At 48.2% G+C, this 18,308-nt stretch carries 16 protein-coding genes and 1 pseudogene; 2 read left to right on the forward strand and 15 right to left on the reverse strand.

Annotation, left to right across the window (positions count from 1 at the left end):
• Nucleotides 1-153: 153 nt before the first annotated feature.
• The 10 genes and pseudogenes from T491_RS0111920 to T491_RS0111960 form a co-directional block, all read right to left on the reverse strand.
• Nucleotides 154-978 (reverse strand): MerR family transcriptional regulator, encoded by an 825-nt coding sequence (locus T491_RS0111920; protein WP_028904092.1) that lies wholly within the window; start codon nt 976-978, stop codon nt 154-156.
• 95 nt (nt 979-1,073) lie between these two features.
• A complete protein-coding gene (locus T491_RS0111925) occupies nt 1,074-1,892 on the reverse strand; it encodes a serine hydrolase (RefSeq protein ID WP_081773371.1) in 819 nt (272 codons plus the stop codon).
• 16 nt (nt 1,893-1,908) lie between these two features.
• Complete coding sequence (locus T491_RS18270) at nt 1,909-2,442, reverse strand: CDP-alcohol phosphatidyltransferase family protein (RefSeq protein ID WP_051523143.1); 534 nt, start codon at nt 2,440-2,442, stop codon at nt 1,909-1,911.
• 20 nt (nt 2,443-2,462) lie between these two features.
• A complete protein-coding gene (locus T491_RS0111935; RefSeq protein ID WP_028904094.1) occupies nt 2,463-3,011 on the reverse strand; it encodes a GyrI-like domain-containing protein in 549 nt (182 codons plus the stop codon).
• 47 nt (nt 3,012-3,058) lie between these two features.
• Nucleotides 3,059-3,622, reverse strand: a complete 564-nt coding sequence (locus tag T491_RS0111940; RefSeq protein WP_231480247.1) for a GNAT family N-acetyltransferase — start codon at nt 3,620-3,622, stop codon at nt 3,059-3,061.
• Nucleotides 3,610-3,852, reverse strand: a complete 243-nt coding sequence (locus T491_RS18120) for a zinc ribbon domain-containing protein (protein WP_231480250.1) — start codon at nt 3,850-3,852, stop codon at nt 3,610-3,612. Before T491_RS18120 ends, T491_RS0111940 begins: the two co-directional genes overlap by 13 nt.
• Before the next feature lie 261 nt (nt 3,853-4,113).
• Nucleotides 4,114-4,500, reverse strand: a pseudogene (locus tag T491_RS18125) (GNAT family N-acetyltransferase); the annotation flags it as partial.
• 22 nt (nt 4,501-4,522) lie between these two features.
• Nucleotides 4,523-5,092, reverse strand: a complete 570-nt coding sequence (locus T491_RS0111950) for a flavodoxin family protein (RefSeq protein WP_028904096.1) — start codon at nt 5,090-5,092, stop codon at nt 4,523-4,525.
• A gap of 27 nt (nt 5,093-5,119) precedes the next feature.
• A complete protein-coding gene (locus T491_RS0111955; protein ID WP_028904097.1) occupies nt 5,120-5,641 on the reverse strand; it encodes a hypothetical protein in 522 nt (173 codons plus the stop codon).
• Nucleotides 5,642-5,650: 9 nt separating this feature from the next.
• Nucleotides 5,651-6,865 carry a transglutaminase-like domain-containing protein gene (locus tag T491_RS0111960; protein ID WP_028904098.1) on the reverse strand — a complete coding sequence of 405 codons (1,215 nt, stop codon included), beginning with the start codon at nt 6,863-6,865 and terminating at the stop codon, nt 5,651-5,653.
• A gap of 138 nt (nt 6,866-7,003) precedes the next feature.
• On the opposite strand from T491_RS0111960, the gene T491_RS0111965 reads away from it, so the two are divergent.
• Nucleotides 7,004-7,204 (forward strand): hypothetical protein, encoded by a 201-nt coding sequence (locus T491_RS0111965; protein ID WP_028904099.1) that lies wholly within the window; start codon nt 7,004-7,006, stop codon nt 7,202-7,204.
• Here the strand turns inward: T491_RS0111965 and T491_RS0111970 are convergent.
• The 4 genes from T491_RS0111970 to T491_RS16495 all read right to left on the reverse strand — a co-directional run bounded on the left by T491_RS0111970 (nt 7,199) and on the right by T491_RS16495 (nt 14,693).
• Entirely contained in the window at nt 7,199-9,346 is a 2,148-nt protein-coding gene (locus T491_RS0111970) for an outer membrane beta-barrel family protein (RefSeq protein ID WP_028904100.1), read from the reverse strand. The two genes, T491_RS0111965 and T491_RS0111970, sit on opposite strands and share 6 nt — an antisense overlap.
• Nucleotides 9,340-11,352 carry a M13 family metallopeptidase gene (locus T491_RS0111975; protein WP_028904101.1) on the reverse strand — a complete coding sequence of 671 codons (2,013 nt, stop codon included), beginning with the start codon at nt 11,350-11,352 and terminating at the stop codon, nt 9,340-9,342. Before T491_RS0111975 ends, T491_RS0111970 begins: the two co-directional genes overlap by 7 nt.
• 120 nt (nt 11,353-11,472) lie before the next feature.
• On the reverse strand, nt 11,473-12,033 hold the full coding sequence (locus T491_RS17185) for a LiaF domain-containing protein (protein ID WP_197018868.1): 561 nt from the start codon (nt 12,031-12,033) through the stop codon (nt 11,473-11,475).
• Between the two features lie 284 nt (nt 12,034-12,317).
• A complete protein-coding gene (locus tag T491_RS16495; protein WP_197018869.1) occupies nt 12,318-14,693 on the reverse strand; it encodes an outer membrane beta-barrel family protein in 2,376 nt (791 codons plus the stop codon).
• A gap of 209 nt (nt 14,694-14,902) precedes the next feature.
• Between T491_RS16495 and T491_RS0111990 the strand changes: the two genes are divergently transcribed.
• On the forward strand, nt 14,903-15,913 hold the full coding sequence (locus T491_RS0111990) for an iron ABC transporter permease (protein ID WP_028904102.1): 1,011 nt from the start codon (nt 14,903-14,905) through the stop codon (nt 15,911-15,913).
• A 152-nt stretch (nt 15,914-16,065) separates the two neighbouring features.
• Here T491_RS0111990 and T491_RS0111995 read toward each other — a convergent pair whose 3' ends face one another.
• Nucleotides 16,066-18,282, reverse strand: a complete 2,217-nt coding sequence (locus tag T491_RS0111995; RefSeq protein ID WP_028904103.1) for a glutamine synthetase III — start codon at nt 18,280-18,282, stop codon at nt 16,066-16,068.
• Nucleotides 18,283-18,308: the final 26 nt, after the last annotated feature.

Here is an 18,308-nt window from a genome sequence, read left to right on the forward strand (position 1 = left end):
CATCCTGGACATTTGCCATTGAGGAACTTTTTGCATGCTCCGCAATATAATCCACATGCGGCAATCTGCTGAGGGTTAATTGTGATTTCTTTCATTCTGTAACTCATTTTGTCCTGACCGCCCCAAACTATATGGGACGATCAGGGCGAATTATTACTCTATTGGTATCTGAATCACCGACAGCCATTTCTCAGGGTCTTCTTGGTTCCATGCTCCATCGATGTAGCATGTACGATGTTGCCCGACCGCCTTATAGCCCTGCTCCTCAATATAACGGAAGGCCTCGGTGAACGACTCGTAGAAGCGTTCGTAAGGACCAACGTGCTTCATGCAGAGGGCCTTGGGTACGGCTGGCAAGCGCTTGAACTTGATAATGGCGCTGTCTTCGCCCATCTCCTCCACCTGTTCGCAATACTCGATATCGATGTTGGTGGGGGTGTACTCCTTGTTGTGCTCAATGGTGAAGCAGTAACCTGGTGGCGGACACTTGCATCCTAAACGTTGCATTTCAGGACCAATCTTCTCGACACACATAGGGCCGATAGCGGCGTAGTTAGGAATTACTTCACGATGACTTGCCACGATGATTTCGGGCAGAGATTGAATACTAATCTTTTCCATTGTCTTCATTTCTTTGCGAGCGTTCCTCCAGTCGAGCAGTTGGTTACGACGGGCGATCAGTAGTTTCAGCTCAGCCTCTGTTTCCTTTATCTTCTCAGTAAGCTGGCGGATGGTTGGAGTGTGAGAATATGAATCGCACAGGTCCTTAATCTCATCCAGCGAGAAACCGAGACGTTGTAGGTCGCGTATGGTCTTCAGCCGTTGCATCTGGTCGATGCTGTAATAGCGATAGCCCGTCCACTCGTCCACCTCGTCAGGTACCAGTAGTCCCTTCTGCTCATAATGACGCAGGGTTTTAACTGTTACCTGCATCAACTGTGAGAACTCTCCGATTTTTAATTTCTTTTTAAAATTCATAATCGCGCGATGTATTTGCTAAGCGACTGCAAAAATAAGGCATGCCCTTAGGGACGAGTCAAGAGAAATGAATACTTTAACACGGATTTAACACTTTATCTTCTTCGTTCTAACAGTTGTCTGGTAATATTTGCTATCACTGCCTCAGATGATGAATTCGTGGTGAAAATGGCGATAATGGCGTGGCTTCCATTAGGCATGAGAATGATACCTGCATCGTTCATGTCTTGCAATCCTTCAGCAGATGGGAATCCCGTACCTGTCTTATGTACGATTCGAGCATCTGCAGGTATGGCTGCAGGGATTCGTTTCTGTCCTGTTGAGCAGTCTGCCATCGCCTTCCAGATGAATGTCAGATATCGGTTGTCATCTTTATGATGATAAAACCACTCGAACAAACGAACCATCTCAGTGGGGGTAGAACTGTTTTCGATAGCCTTTGCCGGATTCTTGTGCATCTGTTCCTCTGTCATACGGATATGGATATCGTGGAATCCAAGTTTTCTCATGTACTTCTCTACCGCTTTGGGCTTGCCGCAAAACTTGAAAAGGAGTTCGCTGGCATTATTGTCGCTCTGTCCGAGAGACAATTCCAGCAGTTGCGCATACGAAAAGGTCGTTTTGCATTCAAACCGTTTTAGCATTGGCGACCATGTGTCTTGCATCAGGTCTGCCTTATCGACAACGATAGTGTCATCGAGATCCAGCCCTTTCCGACTCAGATAATCGGCAACACATAATGCTTGCGGGAACTTCATCACACTGTGCATGGCAAAATGCTCGTTTTCATTAATGCCAACAAAAGAGCCATCACGCATGATGCACGCACCATAGCTGGTACTGTCGCATATTAGGTCTTGGCCCAAACACGATGTAGCAATCAATGCACAAACTATAGTTACTATCTTTCTCATATCATATAATATAGTTTCATTGTCCCTCCGGCGGAAGCCACCTCCCCGTTTGGCGGGGAGCGTTCCGTCTTATGAAATGTCCCTCTTGTACAGCAGCAAATGTGGCTACGATTGCAGCTATTGAGATGGGGGCGATAGACCACAATGTCATGGGTACCGTAATGAATAGCAGGAATCCCGCCCACTTGTTCGCGAGGGTGTGAGGGAAGCAACAGCGCCCATACATCACAAGTGCTGAAAGCTGATTCACGACTTTAATCGCGACGATTACTCCTGCCCACAACCATAGCCATTGTGGCAGTTCGAGTATCGGCAGGAGCTTCCAAGCACAACATGCTACGAAGCAGATGTCTGCCACGCTATCTAGCAATGCTCCAGTCCTGGTAACGCACTTCAGTTTCCTAGCCAGCCACCCGTCGGCTATGTCGCTGATGCCGCAAACGATGTAAAGCACCCCGAAAAGAATGCTTGACACATCACTTAACAACAGAACAACAGTTCCGACAATTCGGAGCGACGACAGGATATTCGGCAGGTGTTTCATAGGCATTGTCTTTCTTATCCTTTATTTTATTCCAATGGCATCATCACGCCACACTGGTAATTGAGCGAGTCGATGTCGGTGCCGTTGTACCATTCCATCGTCATAGCGTTGTTGGGGCAATGGAATTCCGAGTGCTGGGGCAGCCACTCCTTATAGAACATTTGGTATTGCTCTTGAAAGGCTTTCATGCCTCCCTCGAAATGCATCTTCAGCCACTTGCCACTATGAATAGGGAAAAGCTGCATTCCCTCAGGCACCCCACCACCTTTATATATTCCGCCAATGACGTATGTAAAGGTGTTCTTGCTGCAAGCACCAAAGTTTGCCTCCCAACAGGTTGCACAATTATGGTTGGGAGTGTCGCAGGTGCAGAGCCCAAACTCTCCGACACCATTGTCGATGGCTGCCTGCTGAAAGGGATCAGGTGCCTTGTGTTCCATAAAGACGGGTTTAATAATGCGTTCCACATACTCGCCCCAGAACTTAGGGCACTCTTCCTGTCCCTTGCAGAATGCAATTTCCTTGTGCATACCGATAATCTTAACATCGGCTAATGTAATAATCTCGTGTTTCATTATTTTTGTTCGTTTTTAAATATGTTCTCTAATCTGTTTAATTGTTCTCATAGCTCCTGGCCAGTAGCACCATGCAATGATGACAATTCTAATCTCAACACTCTGATAGGCCTGTTCTCACCTTGATACTGATTCGCATCGATGCAGGTTTCACCTGTAGGGACGAAGCCACATTTCTCCATCACTCGGCCTGAAGCGGGGTTGTCAACGAAATGACCACTGATTAGCGAATTGATGTCCGTCGTTTGTCGGATATGGTCTAGCATCAGGCGCAGAGCCTCCGTACAGATACCTTTGTTCCAATAGGGTTTAGCCACCCAATAGCCGACGAGCGGTTCACCATCACGGGTCGGCAGGTCGCACTCGCAAGATGGCCCGTAACCTATAGCACCAATCGGCTCGCCTGTTTCTTTCAACTCAATAGCCCAAGTATTGGTTATATCATAAAATACAGTGCGAATAGTTTCCAAACTCTCCTCCACACTCTGATGTGGTGGCCAGCCTGCACGAGGCCCCACATCCGGATCAGAAGCCCATTTATACAGTGTCTCCGCGTCACTGTCGCGCCAAGGGCGCAATATAATTCTATTCGTTTCCATCATTTTCTCCATCGCTTTAGCATCGGGAAGAAACCTTGCATCATCTGCTTATACTCTTCTTTGGTCATGGGCTTGGGCATGTTCTTGTTTACCTCATCAATAAACTGAGCGCAATGCTCTATCATTTCGTCCATGGTACATTCCTGCACAAACTTACCATCCTTGTAGCAATACAGGCAATAATCAAAATTGGTACTGCCGTCTTCGTTTGTACCGCAATCCTCGATACGCGTCAATGGCATGCCGCAACTCTGGCAGAACTGTGGCAGTTGGCCCTCTTGGAATGCTTTCTCCTTCTGAGAGAAGCTGGCTTCGTAAGCCTCGAAAGCCTCTGGGTTTTCATCGGCTACAAAATAGCCCTTGGGAGGGCAATAGGTTGCCTCGGCGATACCATTATTCTTAAGCCAACCAGGAATTAGTTCCTGAGCCAGGAAATAAGGCACTTCGGCATCTTTCGGCTCGGCATGATAGTGAATGTTCAGTTTGCTGGCAAGGTCGAAGCCTGCATGTTTGTAAAACTCGATGTTACCCTCCATACAGATAAAGCCGATACCCATGTCGCGAGCCTTATCCAAGGCATATTGCAGCAACTTCAGACCATAGCCCTTGCGCTTGTAGGCAGGATGAATGCTGATGGGGCCGAATGTCCACGAAGCTTTCTTGCTGCCATCATCAAGCACAAGTTCGGCCTTCGAAAACATCACATGACCGATGATCTTTCCATCTACCTCCATCACAAAATCCAGCTCTGGTATAAAGTCGGGATTGGTTCTATACTGATTGAGCACGTAATGCTCTGTGCATCCAGGACGATATACGTTCCAGAATGCCTCACGCGTCAGGTTCTCTACCTCACGATAGTCTTTTGTATCTTCTAATCTAATAATCATTGTTATTTTTGATTTTAATTATTTACAACTTATTGATAGCCTTACGGCACTTTTGTTTGTCTTTCTCGGTCAGCGCGGGATGCATGGCTGTGCCGCCACGCTCGATGGTACTTACGATTTTGAAACCTGCATAGCGGGCTATCTCACGCATGGCACGGATAGCTCCGCGCGACTGTTTGAACAAAATGTTCCAAGGCCATGGCGTAGTGCAGGTGCTGATAAGGATACCCTTCTTACCTTTCATCAGCGGTTCTGGAAAACGATTAGTATCACGCATCATGCCATACACCTGACGGTCGAACATCAGTTTCATCTGTCCAGGGATGTTGCCCCAGTAGCAAGGTGCACCCATGATGATCGCATCAGCCTGCTGCATCAGCTTCAACACCCGCTGCGAATCATCTTCTGCGAGAACGCATTTCTGCTTCGTGCGACACGCCATACAGCCTTTGCAAGGCTTCACGGTCAGGTCGTTGGTATAGACCATCTCCACTGTATCGCCTCGCGTTTCAGCCTCCTCCTGCATGATGCCTAGCATCTGGGAAATCAGCCCCTTCTTCCGAGGACTGCCATTTATAATCAGAATGTTCATATTCTCTTTTGTACTCAAAAATCTATTTTATTTGTATCGCCCACTGAAAATCCTTTTACGCAGACACTTTATGGCGGGTTTATAATAATCTATCTCCATCGCTTCGAGGGTACGTTTCAACTCGTCCATCAGTTCTGGATAGAAGGTGCACATGCGAAAGGCGAGTTTCATGCAGAGCGTTTGGGTGCCAGGAAACTCTTCGATGCTGACCATGTGCTCGAAACAGAAATCAAGAAAGTCAGTCCTCAAATCATCCTCGTCCATTTTCAGCTTTTCGATGATGTTCAGCGTTAGCCGCCTCACCGACGAATTCTCCGTCTGCATGGCCTGATCTATCAGCTCATTGTATATCACCTTCAATTCCGACAACTCTTCGTCCTTAGCTTTGGTCAGACCCCACAAAGCAGTTCTCGCCACACGATAGTCGGTGTCGAAGGCATAGCGTTGGGCAAAGCCCAGAAAATCACCTTTCGCCTTAATCTCTTGGTATATCTCCTGAGCTCCGCCCTCACTAAAAGTCTGGTTCAATCTCTCACTTGTTATCGCCATTGTAACTATTTATTCTGGTTTTGCCCAGAATACCTCTGGGTCGGTTGTGGTATCACACTTCCAATTGTTGTTAACGAAGCCTACTGGTATAAGTCTGACGTCACCTTCAGGATCGTTGTCGCGATAGACGCTCTCAGGATTAAAGCGGTTAAGCTTCTTGCACACAAAGTAGTACAGGTTCTTCGCCATATAGGTTTCCAAATAGTATTCCTTTGTCTGCTGCGACTCATGGTTCCAGTTGGCTGTCTCACAAAGCACCAAGGGCTGGTCGTTAATGAGTCGTTCGCGCACTTCGGCGATGCTAAGCAGCGTGCCGTTCTCATCAGTCACCCAGGCATCCATCGTGGGGTCGATATAAAGCCATTTCTGCAACTGACTCGACCACACCGTGTTAATCACATGGCACTCATAATCGAGCGAATCGGCAGGCATGCAGGTCACGTAGCGGGCAGGAATGCCCATCGACAGGTACATCTCGCAGAGCGATATGGCCAGCTGGCGGCAGTTCACCCCCTTGCCAGTAGCCTTGTAATAGTTGTAAAGGTCGATGGCATCCAACTCGGCAAACGCCTGGTTGCTGCCGTCGTGGCGGATGTTGTCGTGGGCAAAGTGCAGCAGATTGATAATCTTCGACAGTTCATCGCCCTGACCTGCTACAGAATCGAGTTTAAAGTAATCGCGAACCTTGCAGAGATTGTTCGATCTCTTGGGTTGATAACGGAACTCTACCTTCGCATCATCCTTTGCATACGGGGCCGACTTCTTCAGCACATTCAGCGGCTGACGGTCTTTCACCTGCGCCTGTAGCGCCTGGTATTTCTTGTCCTTGCGCAGCGAGCGGAGGTCGTTGTCGTTCACCATATTATTATAATCTTTGTAGCCCAGCAGAACAGACTGCTCCAATGCCGCGAGTGCCTGTTTCTTTTGCCCCACCAGTGCATAGCAGCACGCATAGTCGTAGTACAGAAGTCCCTTCTGTTCCTTGATGGCCCTCTCAGGAATGGGCGACACCTTGAAAATCGTGGTAGTGTCAAGCATCGCGATGCAACTTGCCAGCGGAGCCATCGCCTCCTTATGCTTTCCACTATGCATCAGCTCACAGTATTGTGTCTGATACTTGGAGAACTCATTCTGGAACTCACTCATTCGCTGACTCTGAGCCTTCAACCTCATAACACTCAACAAACCGATGGTTAGTACAACCAATAATCTCGTTTTATTCATAACATTCGTTTTTATTATTTGCTATTTGACGTTGCAAAGATACGTATTGTTGCAATACGAAGCAAGTTTTTGGGATAATCTGCATACTTTTGTGACGAATAGCTTGGTTAAATCACTAATTTACTTTATTCATGCGGCATGAAACTAATTAATTATCTATTCATTGTATTACTATTAGCTGCATGCAGCAAAACAGATAAACAGCTTATTAGCGAAGCAGAGACACTTGTTGGAGAACACGCCGACAGCGCCTTGTGTATATTAAATAAGGTAGAAGATGCCACCCACCTTTCAGGCGAATGGAAGGCTCGTTACTGGATGGCGGCGATAAGATTATGAGCCTATACGGGCCTGCACATCCCTGCCCGCTCCAGTACCCTTGTATTTGCTGCGGGTGGCGTTAAAGCGGTAAATGAGCGTAGTTACCAACTTATGGGTTGAGTAACGATTGGTCTGTTTGAACCAGTTGTAACCCAGATCGCACACCTCGTTCACATGATGGCGCTGCAAGCAGTCGACTACGCCCACACGGGCTATGAGCGAGCGGTCCTTCAGGAAACTCTTCTGTACGACCAATCCCAAACGCAGACTGTAGGTGTCGTTATAGAAAATATACGAGTTACCCTTTGAGCGGAACATCACGTTGGCATCAAACTGCCAGCCATGCTTGAGTGTAAAGGTATTAAAGGCGTTCACGGTATAAGTGGGCTTGTTGCAATACACACGATACTGGTGGTTGTGCGGCCCCTCTACATCCAGATACAAATCCTGCTTCTCGACACCCAACGTAGCGTTAAGCGACCAGATGCCCACACGTGGTGTGAGCGACAGATAGGCACTTAGCACCTTGATAGGCTTATCCAGATTACGATGCTTTACAAGTGTGGCATCCTTCTGGGCTGTATTGATTTCCGTCCACTGGATAATGGCATTCTTGGTATGTTCGTACGAGGCTGAGAGGTTAATCCACTTCCAGGCCAGGTTCAGCGTCAGGTCGCGGATACGCTCATTCTTCAACTGCGAGTTACCTGCCTGCAGGGTATAGCGACTGATGTAAGTAACGGCATCGTTCATGGCAAAAAAGCTGGGGCGTTCGGTCTTAAAACTATAGGAGAGTCCAGCCTGCACCTTACCAAGCGTCACTGCATACGAAACAGTGGGGAACCACTCGTCCATCGAACGGTGCAGATAGTCGTCGTTGCTGGCATCGTCGTAATCCAACAGCGTATGCTCGTAACGCAAACCAGCACTGGCCTGTCCCCATTTGCCAAAGTCGCAACCATACTCGGCGAAGGCCGCCATGTTATTCTCCTTAATGTCGGCATCGGTATTGGCAATGGTAGCCTTGTCAATCCAGTATGTGTTATTACGCTTCACAAAGCTCATCTCGGTTCCTGCATCCAGCGAACCCTTCCAGATGGGGTACGACAGCACCAGCTTGGCGGCATACAGATGGCTGTTGGTACCCGACTTACTGAGCACATAGTCGTTCTGAATCTGACTCAGCTCCACATTCTCGCGGTCGGTATCGGTACCCCCCTTCATAAAGTCGAAGTTAAAGTCGATACCTAACTTGCCCACCTTACCATTGTAATAGGTATTGGTGAGTATGCCCAGAGGTTTGCTTTCTTTGCTGGTCTGGTGCGAGTACAGATGGTCGATCTTCACGTTATTCTCTATCACATCCTCATCGTATATCACCTGGTTGGTACCGCTTTTGGGGCGGTGTGTCAGGTCTATGCGCGCACCTAATGAGTGGTTCTCGTTCAGCTGCCAGTTCACACCAGCACTATAGTTCAGCTGGTTGTACTTCCACGTCATGGTGTAAGGGCCATGCTGATAAAATGTCTTCACATCGGTCATGGTCTTATCCTCAATCGTACTGTACTGGCGGTAGTCCTGATGGTAGAAATATACCTGTCCGAACACATCTACCCCATCCTTGCGGTAGTTGGCCCCCAGCTTTACCTGTGGACGGTCGAAATCGTAACGCAGATCGCGCTCGTTCGAGAGTGTGGCATTCAGTCCCAGACCCTCACCCTTCTGCTTCTTGGTTCTGATACGCACCACGGCACGTATCTGTGCATCGTACTGGGCTCCTGGGTTGTTAATCACCTCTACATCGCGAATGTCCTCGCTGCGTAGGCGCTTCAGTTCGCTGTCGTCGCGCATCTTACGACCGTTAATATAGATAAGAGGCGTACCCTTGCCTAATACCTCGGGAGCCTCATCGGTACCAGTCATGCCTGGCACCTTTACCAGCAAGTCGCCCAGTGTACCTGCCGATGCCAGCACCGTACCATCCACACGGGTAACCATAGCGTTACCCTTGAGACGAGTGTGAGGGAGGCCGCCTTTAACGACGACCTCCTTCAGATTTAAATACTTGTCTACAGATTCTATTGAGTCCTGAGGCTCCTGCGCCCTGCCTGTTGTACTAACAAGTGCCAGGGCAGTTACCACAACATATTTCTTTACCATACTAATGCACGTTTCTCCTTAGGGATAAACATCTTATCGCCCTGCTTGATGCCAAAAGCATCGTACCAGGTATCGATCATAGGCAGAGCAGCCATAACACGGATACGGGCAGGTGAGTGAACATCGCTGTTAACCAGCATGGCGGTGTACTCAGGGGTGCTGTTACAAGCCCATACACGGGCATAGGCCAGATAGAAACGCTGTGCAGGGGTGAAGCCCTCGACATTACTCAATGGCTCCTGCTTCATACGGTTCTCGTAAGCACGATAGGCAATCTTCAAACCACCATTGTCGCTCACGTTCTCGCCCAGAGTCTTCTGTCCGTTCACCTTCAAACCAGGCACAGCCTCCTGCTCGCTAAACCAGTCGGCTATCACCTTGGTACGGGCATCGTAATTGGTCTTATCATCAGCTGTCCACCAGTTCTTCAGGTTACCATCCTTATCAAACTGACAACCCTGATCGTCGAATCCGTGGGTCATCTCGTGTCCCATTACCACCCCAATGGCACCGTAGTTGCTGGCGTAATCGGCATTTACATCAAAGAACGGTGGCTGCAAGATGGCTGCAGGGAAGTTGATGCTGTTGAAGAGGGGATGATAGAAGGCATTAACAGTCTGAGGTGTGCAAACCATGCGGGTTTTATCAACAGGCTGGTGCCAGTACTTACGGAACATAGCAGCGCGTGCCTCCTGAGTGATACGGATGAAGTTCTCAACCAGATTCTCGTTCTCACGGATATCCACAAACTTCTCCATATCCTCCCACTTATCAGGATAACCTACATTAATATGCATGGCGTGCAGCTTTTCGAGCGCCTTGGCCTTGGTGCTATCGCTCATCCAGGTGTTCTCCTTCAAACGGTCCTCAAAGGCTTGCTGCAGGTCCTTAACCAAACGTATCACACGCTGCTTGCTGCTCTCGGGGAAGTACTCCTGAACGTACAGTTTACCGATGGTTTCGCCCAGACTACCGCTGATGGTTGAAACAGCACGCTTCCAACGGGGCTGCTGTTCCTGTACACCACTGATGGCCTTTTGGGCCTCGAAAGCACGATCCTCGAAAGCATCGCTCAGGAAACCGCTGTAAGAGCGGATAATCTGAAGCTCGACATACGACTTGAGATCGTCGAGGCTGGTGTTGGCCAGAATCTTCTCAACCTCGTGCAGAGGCTCCAACTGGCTGATGTTCACCTGATCGATATCCTTTGGCATACCTAAGGCATCGCGATAACCCACCCAGTCGATACCCTTGAAATCGTTCAGCAACTGCTGCCAAGGCATGATGTGGATAGTAGCCATGGGATTACGGCGCTCAACCTGATTCAGGGTCTTAATGCCGATAGCGTGCTCGATGCCCCACTCGGCCTCCATCTTTTTCTGAGCCTCTTTCTCGCTGTAGCCTACCATCTTGAAGAAATCCTTATACATGGCCTTCTTGGCTTCAACTGTCTTCTTCTGCTGCTCGTTAGGGTTGGCATAGTACTCCTGTGGCAGCGAGGCACCACCATGACCGCCACCAATCATATACTCTGACGAGTTGAATGGATTGAGTGACAGACTGATACCGAATGGAGCGGTATTGAATCCCTTTGCATCGAAATCGCACATCAGCTTAAGCAACTGCTCGCGGTTTTTAACGTCGCGTACTTGCTTGAGGTAGGGCTTGATTGGCTCGTAGCCCATCTTATTGCGGCTTACGCTATCCATATATAAGCGATAGAGAGCACCTATCTTCTGTCCGTCGGTTCCCTGTGGCATCTGCTTCTCGGCATACTTCATAATCAGTTCCTTAATACGATCGTTGTTCAGCTCCTCCAAGTCGGTAAACGCACCATTCTCAGCATGCTGTTTATCCAGCGGATTGGCCTTGAGCCAGCCGCCAACGGCATACTGCCAGAAGTCGTCGCCAGGTTTAACACTCGGGTCCATGTTCGCTTTCAGATCTTGTGCTGAGCCGGCCAAACTAACAAGGGCCATAGCTACAGCAAAAAACATTTTTTTCATACTTCGTAATCTATAATTAGTTCAACGATATTTGTTCTTACCATGAAAGCAGCACGCATCATCGCGACGAATACTGCCTTTTAGAAATTTATTCTAACTTGATATTAACAAAACTTCATACTAGTTTTTGACATCAACTCCCCCAAAGAAGTTACTGGCTACGACGTGTAGACAAGGGGCATCCTTATCAGGCACATGCACGGTTGAGTTGCCTACGCCTCCAATGAAACTGCGACTCTTTATCAATACATTGACATGAGCTGGCACAAAGAGCTCGACACCACCACAGAAAGTGTGGATATCAATCTCCTCGTCCTCTGTAATCACAGCCTCGCGCAAGTCCATACGGATACCGCCACAGAAAGCGTCGAGACGGGCACCATGAAACTGCTCGCCACGGAAGATATACTCATCGCCACCATAATGCACGCTACAACAAATACGCTTGCCATCCTCGCCAATGGGCAGAGGGCGCTGCAACCACTGGTCGGGGTCGCGACGATAACTATCGACAATCAGATGCGCACCTATATATATTATCAAACAGATGCTGAAGTACATGCTCCAAGGACCTTCAGTCATGGTTTCGAACCACTCCCAATGAATAATTCCCCAGATGGTAGCCAGCTTAACCAGGCCGCCCACAACTAAAACTAATCCGATAATCGTTCTTGGTTTCATAACTCTCTTATTTTTGAAATTCCACATTTCGATTGTTTGACGCTGCAAAGATATAAATAACTACATCACATGCCAAATATTAGGGATATTCTGTACAAAAATGTGATGAATGGGATGATTATCCGCCATCAGAACTCCACACGATAGGCAATATTGGGGAATGTGAGCGAGGTGAATTTGTCGACAATCTCGTGGGAACGCAGGTCGAAAGTCTGTCCCTAGAACGTCTTCATCTGCAGATATTCAAGGATGAAGTGGTGCGAAGTATGCTTCTTATTGATGGATTACATACGTGCCTTCTGCTTTTCGCCAGCACCTTTTCCACGATACTTACTGTGAGCCTCGTTGAACTTCCAAGTCAGGTCGAGCATGAAGGTACGACGGGCTGGATTGCGAACAGTCAACTCACGCTGACCAAACAAGGTGGCGTTAGTCTTATCGGTATTAAAGATATCATTGCAACGTACATCGGCAGTAAGCGTACCCAAACGGCGCAGGTTGAAGTCGCGCTGTACACCAAGGTTAGAACGGAACTGCTGCTTATGAATACGGAAGTTATTAGCATCACCCTTAGGCACATAACTCAATCCAGCATTAATGCGCCAACCCTTTGACAGCTGGATGGTATTATTCCAACCTACCTGACAATAAGGATGATTGAGGGTGATGGTAGAACCATCTGCACGAGGCGCCTTGTAATCCTGGAACTGAACATAGACGTACCAGGTAGGATGCCAACAGCCAATAACCGGACTGGCATAGGGATTCAGGCCCAGCTGATTGAAGTCCTCCTCGGTATTGATGGGACGAACCAGGCATACCAGCGGATCATCGGCACCAGGGAAGGGTTCTGACGACATCGTCTCCAAATCCTTAATACGCGAGTAGTTCATACTCATTCCCATCCACTTATAGTTTACGTTCAGCTCTAAACTGTGAGTGTAAGTGGGGCGTAGATATGGGTTACCACTCTGATAGGCATAACGGTTCAGATAGATGGTAGAGCTTGTTAAGCTGCTGTAGGCTGGGCGCTTGATATCGCGACGATAAGAGAGTGCCAGCTGAACCTTACCGATAGGCGCCGAGAGGGTAGCGGTGGGGAACCAGTCGCCATAGTCGCGGCTCTCATCGTCCATACGCTTACCAAAGTTATAATAGTCGTTCTTCAGATGCTCGTAACGCAAACCAACCTGGGCATACAGCTTTCCGAACTGATGTCCATATTCGATAAAGGCGGCCTCCGACTTCTCGTTAATCTCTGTATCGGTAGCTGTTACAGGCACTGCCTCAGAGGCGGTAAACGAGTAGGCATCGGTACGATGATTGTAGCTATATTCACCACCGATAGAGAGGTTACCCTGCAGCAATGGATAGCTGAAGATAAGCTTCGAAGCCCAGAAATTATTACCGCTCTTGGTATTGCTATTGATAGTGCGCTGCGTTTTCTCGCCAGTAGGCGATGTGGCAAACTCGCTGGTATTGCCTGGAGTTTCGGTATCGTCGAAAAGTCCGTCGATATTCAGGTCGATACCCAACTTACCAATCTTACCATTATAATAGGCATTAAAGATGTGTTTCTTAAACTTATCATCCTGGTTAATTTTACTCTCCGAACGCTCCATAAAGACGCCATTCTGATACTCGTCGGTGTTAAAATCGCTGGTCAGGCTGCCACTGGGGTGATAGTCGTACTTGTAGAAAGCACCCAAACTATGGTTCTCGTCAATCATGTAGTTTACCTGAAGCTGTGGCGAGAGACCTTTCCATATCTGTTTGGTTTCCTGCTTGGTATAGCCGGTAACCACATCTTTGCCATTGCCATTTGGCACCATATAATACATATCATCCTCCTGTAACGACTTGCTGTGACCATATCTGCCAGTCCAGAACGATGCTGTTAGATCCAATCCGCCAGTACGATAATTCACATCGAGGTTATTGGTAAGCGTATGACCATACTGATACATGCCACCAGCATTATCCTGGAAACTGATACCCTCACCCTGCGCCTTCTTCAACGTAATGCGAACCACAGCCTTAGTTGATGCGGCATAGCGGGCTCCTGGATTCTGAACCACATCTACATGTAGCACCTGATCGGAACGCAAGCGCGACAACTCAGAGATATCCTGCACCTTACGGCCATTGATATACACCTCGGCATCGCCACGACCCAGCACTTTTACTGCACCATTGCGCTCGGCTTCGAGCGAAGGAATCTTTGCCAAAGCATCGCTCACGGTTCCGGCTTTTTCAAGGATGGTTCCTGCCACAGTAGTACGCATGGCATCGCCTTTAACATGAGTTTTAGGCAACTGACCTTTTACTACCACCTCTTTCAACAGCTGGTTATCCTCTTTCATCTGGAGGGTAAGATCCTGTCCGGCCTTAATATATAAGGTCTGATAGCCTACGCTCGTTACCTTAAACAAGCCCTCGTTTACATCAGTTACAATCTTAAACACGCCTTGTTCGTTGGTCATCGCACCCTGCACAAAGGCCGAGTCAGGCAGCGACAGCAGCACTACATTTACAAATGGCATGGGTTCGCCATTCTCATCTATCACGCGTCCGCCCCAGTCCTGTGTCTTAGCGGAACTTGTCAGCGTCATCATCATTGTGGCCATCAGGGCCATCAGTCTAAAACTTAACTTTTTCATAACTTTCATCAATTAAATTTTGCAACTCGAGCTTTGTCGTTTTGACGTTGCAAAAGTAGATATAGTTGCAACACACTCCAAATTTTGGGGATATTCTGTGCAGATTTGTGACGAACGGTGTGATAAACGGTAATTTTGTGACGAATGGCGTAGAAAAATGATAATTGATAATTCATAATTGATAATTATTTTGTATTTTTGCCCACTGTATGAACAAAGGTTCTGTTTATTGCATAGGATTGGGATTAGTGGTCATCGTACTCTTTGCCCTCAATCTGTTATTGGGATCGGTATCGATTCCTACAGGCGACGTAGTGAGTATTCTTCTGGGTAACGAAGCCGCCAAAGCCTCGTGGCAGTTCATCATTTTAGAGTCGCGATTGCCCCAAGCCATCACAGCCACCTTATGTGGTGCTGCTTTGGCTGTAAGCGGACTGATGCTGCAAACGGCTTTCCGCAACCCGCTGGCTGGTCCCAGTGTATTTGGTGTAAACAGCGGTGCTGGATTAGGTGTGGCATTGGTCATGTTGTTTTTAGGTGGCGGACTTTCTGTAGGTTCGGTCAGCATAACAGGTTTTGCCGCCATCCTGCTGGCTGCCTTTGTGGGCGCCATGACGGTGATGGCCATCATCTTTTTCTTCTCAACCTTGGTTCGCAATAGTGTGATGCTATTAATTATAGGTATTATGATTGGCTACATCAGCAACTCGGCTATATCGCTACTTAACTTTTTTGCTACCGACGAGGGTGTAAAATCGTATATGGTATGGGGTATGGGCTCGTTTGGTGGTGTGTCGATGGCCAATATGCCTGTGTTTGCGATTGTAACGCTAACAGGCCTTTTAGGCGCTTTATTATTGATAAAACCTCTGAATGCCCTGATGCTGGGCGATCGTTATGCCGAGAACTTAGGCGTAAACATTCTGCGTGTTCGCAACTGGTTGCTGATAGTAACTGGCCTGCTCACTGCTATCACCACCGCCTTCTGCGGTCCTGTAGCTTTTATCGGATTGGCTGTCCCCCACATCGCCCGCCTGTTGCTCACCACCGACAACCATCGTCAACTGCTCCCCGCCACCTTACTCTGCGGTTCGGTAGTTGCCTTAATATGTAATCTCATCTGCTATCTGCCAGGCGAGAGTGGTGTCATCCCCCTAAACGCCGTCACCCCCCTCATCGGTGCCCCCGTTATCATTTATGTGATTGCCCGTAAACGATAAAAAAGAAGGACCCGATACTATCTCAGTATCGAGCCCCAAAGCAAACTTTAACAAATCGCTCACGATTCAGCCATCTACAAGCCAACTTGCATGGCTTCTTCGCTCAATCGCGATTTTCAAACAACCAAAAAAAGAATTGTTTGATTTATCGATTATCGGATGAACAGCAATTCTCTGTACTTAGGCAGTGGCCACAGTGCATCGTCAACAATCAGCTCAAGTTTGTCAATCTGATAGCGAATGCTGTCGAGATGTGGTTCTACTGTATCATGATAAGCAATAGCCTTCTCGTGCTCGTCGGCAATTTTGTTGGCCTTCTTGCGTGCTTCAACCAGTTCCTCTACACCCTTCTCAATGGCAAAGGTACGTTCAGCAATCTCCTGGATGATTTTCTTGTTACGAGCCGAGAGTTTATCGGCGGTATCGATAGGGAATACTACTGCCATATGGTTCAAGTTACTTAGCAACTCACTCTGGTAACGGGTTGCCACTGGGATGATGTGATTCATCGACAGATCACCCAGTACACGAGCCTCAATCTGAATCTTCTTGGTGTAAGTCTCCCACTTCACCTCGTTACGTGCCTCAAGCTCCTTCTTGGTCATTACACCCAGACTCTCAAACATCTTGATGCTAGCCTCGTCGAGATAACGCTCAAAGATCTTTGGACAGCTCTTCTCTACGTCCAGACCGCGCTTCTCGGCCTCAATAACCCACTCGTCTGAATAACCGTTGCCATCAAAGCGAATAGGTTTACAGGTCTTGATATCCTCGCGCAACACGTCGATAATAGCGTGGAAAGTTGCGCTATGACCTGTACCAGCCAACTTCTTCTCGAACTCAGGAATACGAGCATCCACACGCTTTTTGAACTCTACCAAAGCCTCGGCAACAGCAGCGTTCAGGGCAATCATTGCGCTGGCGCAGTTTGCCTCAGAACCTACGGCACGGAACTCGAAACGGTTACCAGTGAAGGCGAATGGAGAAGTACGGTTACGATCGGTGTTATCAATGAGCAGTTCAGGAATCTCTGGGATATCCATCTTCAAACCCTGCTTGCCTGCCATAGCCAGGATATCGTCCTTATCGGCCATTTCAATGTGGTCGAGCAACTCGCTAACCTGCTTTCCGAGGAACGAAGATACGATGGCTGGGGGAGCCTCGTTAGCACCCAGACGATGAGCGTTGGTTGCACTCATGATAGATGCTTTAAGCAGTCCGTTATGCTTGTAAACACCCATCAGGGTCTCTACGATAAAGGTTGCAAAGCGCAGGTTAGCCTCAGGCGTCTTACCAGGTGCATGCAACAGAATGCCATTGTCAGTAGACAGACTCCAGTTATTGTGCTTACCAGACCCGTTGATGCCAGCAAATGGCTTTTCATGCAGCAATACACGGAAACCATGCTTGCGGGCGATGCGCTTCATCAACGACATCAACATCATGTTATGATCAACTGCCAGGTTTGTTTCTTCAAAGATAGGTGCCAGCTCGAACTGATTGGGAGCCACCTCATTGTGACGGGTCTTACAAGGAACACCGAGCTCAAGAGCCTGAATCTCGAGGTCGCGCATAAAAGCAGCTACACGCTCAGGAATTGCGCCAAAGTAGTGGTCGTCCATCTGCTGATTCTTGGCAGAGTCGTGTCCCATCAGGGTACGACCAGTCAGCAGCAGGTCGGGGCGAGCAGCGTAGAGTCCTTCATCCACGAGGAAATACTCCTGTTCCCATCCGAGGTTTGAGGTTACTTTTTTCACAGTAGGATCAAAGTAATGGCAAACATCAGTAGCAGCCACATTCACTGCATGAAGCGCACGCTTCAGCGGAGCCTTGTAATCGAGAGCCTCGCCGCTATAACTGATAAATACTGTGGGGATACAAAGCGTATCATCTATAATAAAAACTGGAGAAGTGGGATCCCATGCGGAATAACCACGTGCCTCGAATGTAGAACGGATGCCACCAGAGGGGAATGAAGAAGCATCAGGCTCCTGCTGAACGAGCAGCTTTCCGCTAAACTCTTCAACCATACCACCCTTGCCATCATGCTCAATAAATGAGTCGTGCTTCTCGGCAGTACCTTCAGTCAGGGGCTGGAACCAGTGAGTATAGTGAGTAACGCCATTTTCGGTGGCCCATTGCTTCATGCCTGCAGCTACTGCATCGGCAACCGTACGATCCAAACGTGCGCCATTATCAATAACGTCAACCATCTTCTCATACACATCCTTGGGCAGGTACTTGTACATTTTCTCACGATTAAAGACCTTCTTGCCAAAATACTCGCAAGGTCTCTCACTTGGTGCTTTTACGTCGAGTGGCTTCTTCTTAAAAGCCTCGCCGACAACCTGAAATCTTAATGCTTCCATAATTACTGTTTATGTTGTTATACAAT

This window comes from Prevotella sp. P6B4 (genome assembly GCF_000619985.1).
GTDB lineage: Bacteria > Bacteroidota > Bacteroidia > Bacteroidales > Bacteroidaceae > Prevotella.

Bases quoted from the DNA above. Each gene is read 5' to 3' on its own strand.
- T491_RS0111920 (WP_028904092.1), bottom strand. From the start codon at position 978: ATGAATTTTAAAAAGAAATTAAAAATCGGAGAGTTCTCACAGTTGATG.
- T491_RS0111925 (WP_081773371.1), bottom strand. From the start codon at position 1,892: ATGAGAAAGATAGTAACTATAGTTTGTGCATTGATTGCTACATCGTGT.
- T491_RS18270 (WP_051523143.1), bottom strand. From the start codon at position 2,442: ATGCCTATGAAACACCTGCCGAATATCCTGTCGTCGCTCCGAATTGTC.
- T491_RS0111935 (WP_028904094.1), bottom strand. From the start codon at position 3,011: ATGAAACACGAGATTATTACATTAGCCGATGTTAAGATTATCGGTATG.
- T491_RS0111940 (WP_231480247.1), bottom strand. From the start codon at position 3,622: ATGGAGAAAATGATGGAAACGAATAGAATTATATTGCGCCCTTGGCGC.
- T491_RS18120 (WP_231480250.1), bottom strand. From the start codon at position 3,852: ATGCCATTGACGCGTATCGAGGATTGCGGTACAAACGAAGACGGCAGT.
- T491_RS0111950 (WP_028904096.1), bottom strand. From the start codon at position 5,092: ATGAACATTCTGATTATAAATGGCAGTCCTCGGAAGAAGGGGCTGATT.
- T491_RS0111955 (WP_028904097.1), bottom strand. From the start codon at position 5,641: ATGGCGATAACAAGTGAGAGATTGAACCAGACTTTTAGTGAGGGCGGA.
- T491_RS0111960 (WP_028904098.1), bottom strand. From the start codon at position 6,865: ATGAATAAAACGAGATTATTGGTTGTACTAACCATCGGTTTGTTGAGT.
- T491_RS0111965 (WP_028904099.1), top strand. From the start codon at position 7,004: ATGAAACTAATTAATTATCTATTCATTGTATTACTATTAGCTGCATGC.
- T491_RS0111970 (WP_028904100.1), bottom strand. From the start codon at position 9,346: ATGGTAAAGAAATATGTTGTGGTAACTGCCCTGGCACTTGTTAGTACA.
- T491_RS0111975 (WP_028904101.1), bottom strand. From the start codon at position 11,352: ATGAAAAAAATGTTTTTTGCTGTAGCTATGGCCCTTGTTAGTTTGGCC.
- T491_RS17185 (WP_197018868.1), bottom strand. From the start codon at position 12,033: ATGAAACCAAGAACGATTATCGGATTAGTTTTAGTTGTGGGCGGCCTG.
- T491_RS16495 (WP_197018869.1), bottom strand. From the start codon at position 14,693: ATGAAAAAGTTAAGTTTTAGACTGATGGCCCTGATGGCCACAATGATG.
- T491_RS0111990 (WP_028904102.1), top strand. From the start codon at position 14,903: ATGAACAAAGGTTCTGTTTATTGCATAGGATTGGGATTAGTGGTCATC.
- T491_RS0111995 (WP_028904103.1), bottom strand. From the start codon at position 18,282: ATGGAAGCATTAAGATTTCAGGTTGTCGGCGAGGCTTTTAAGAAGAAG.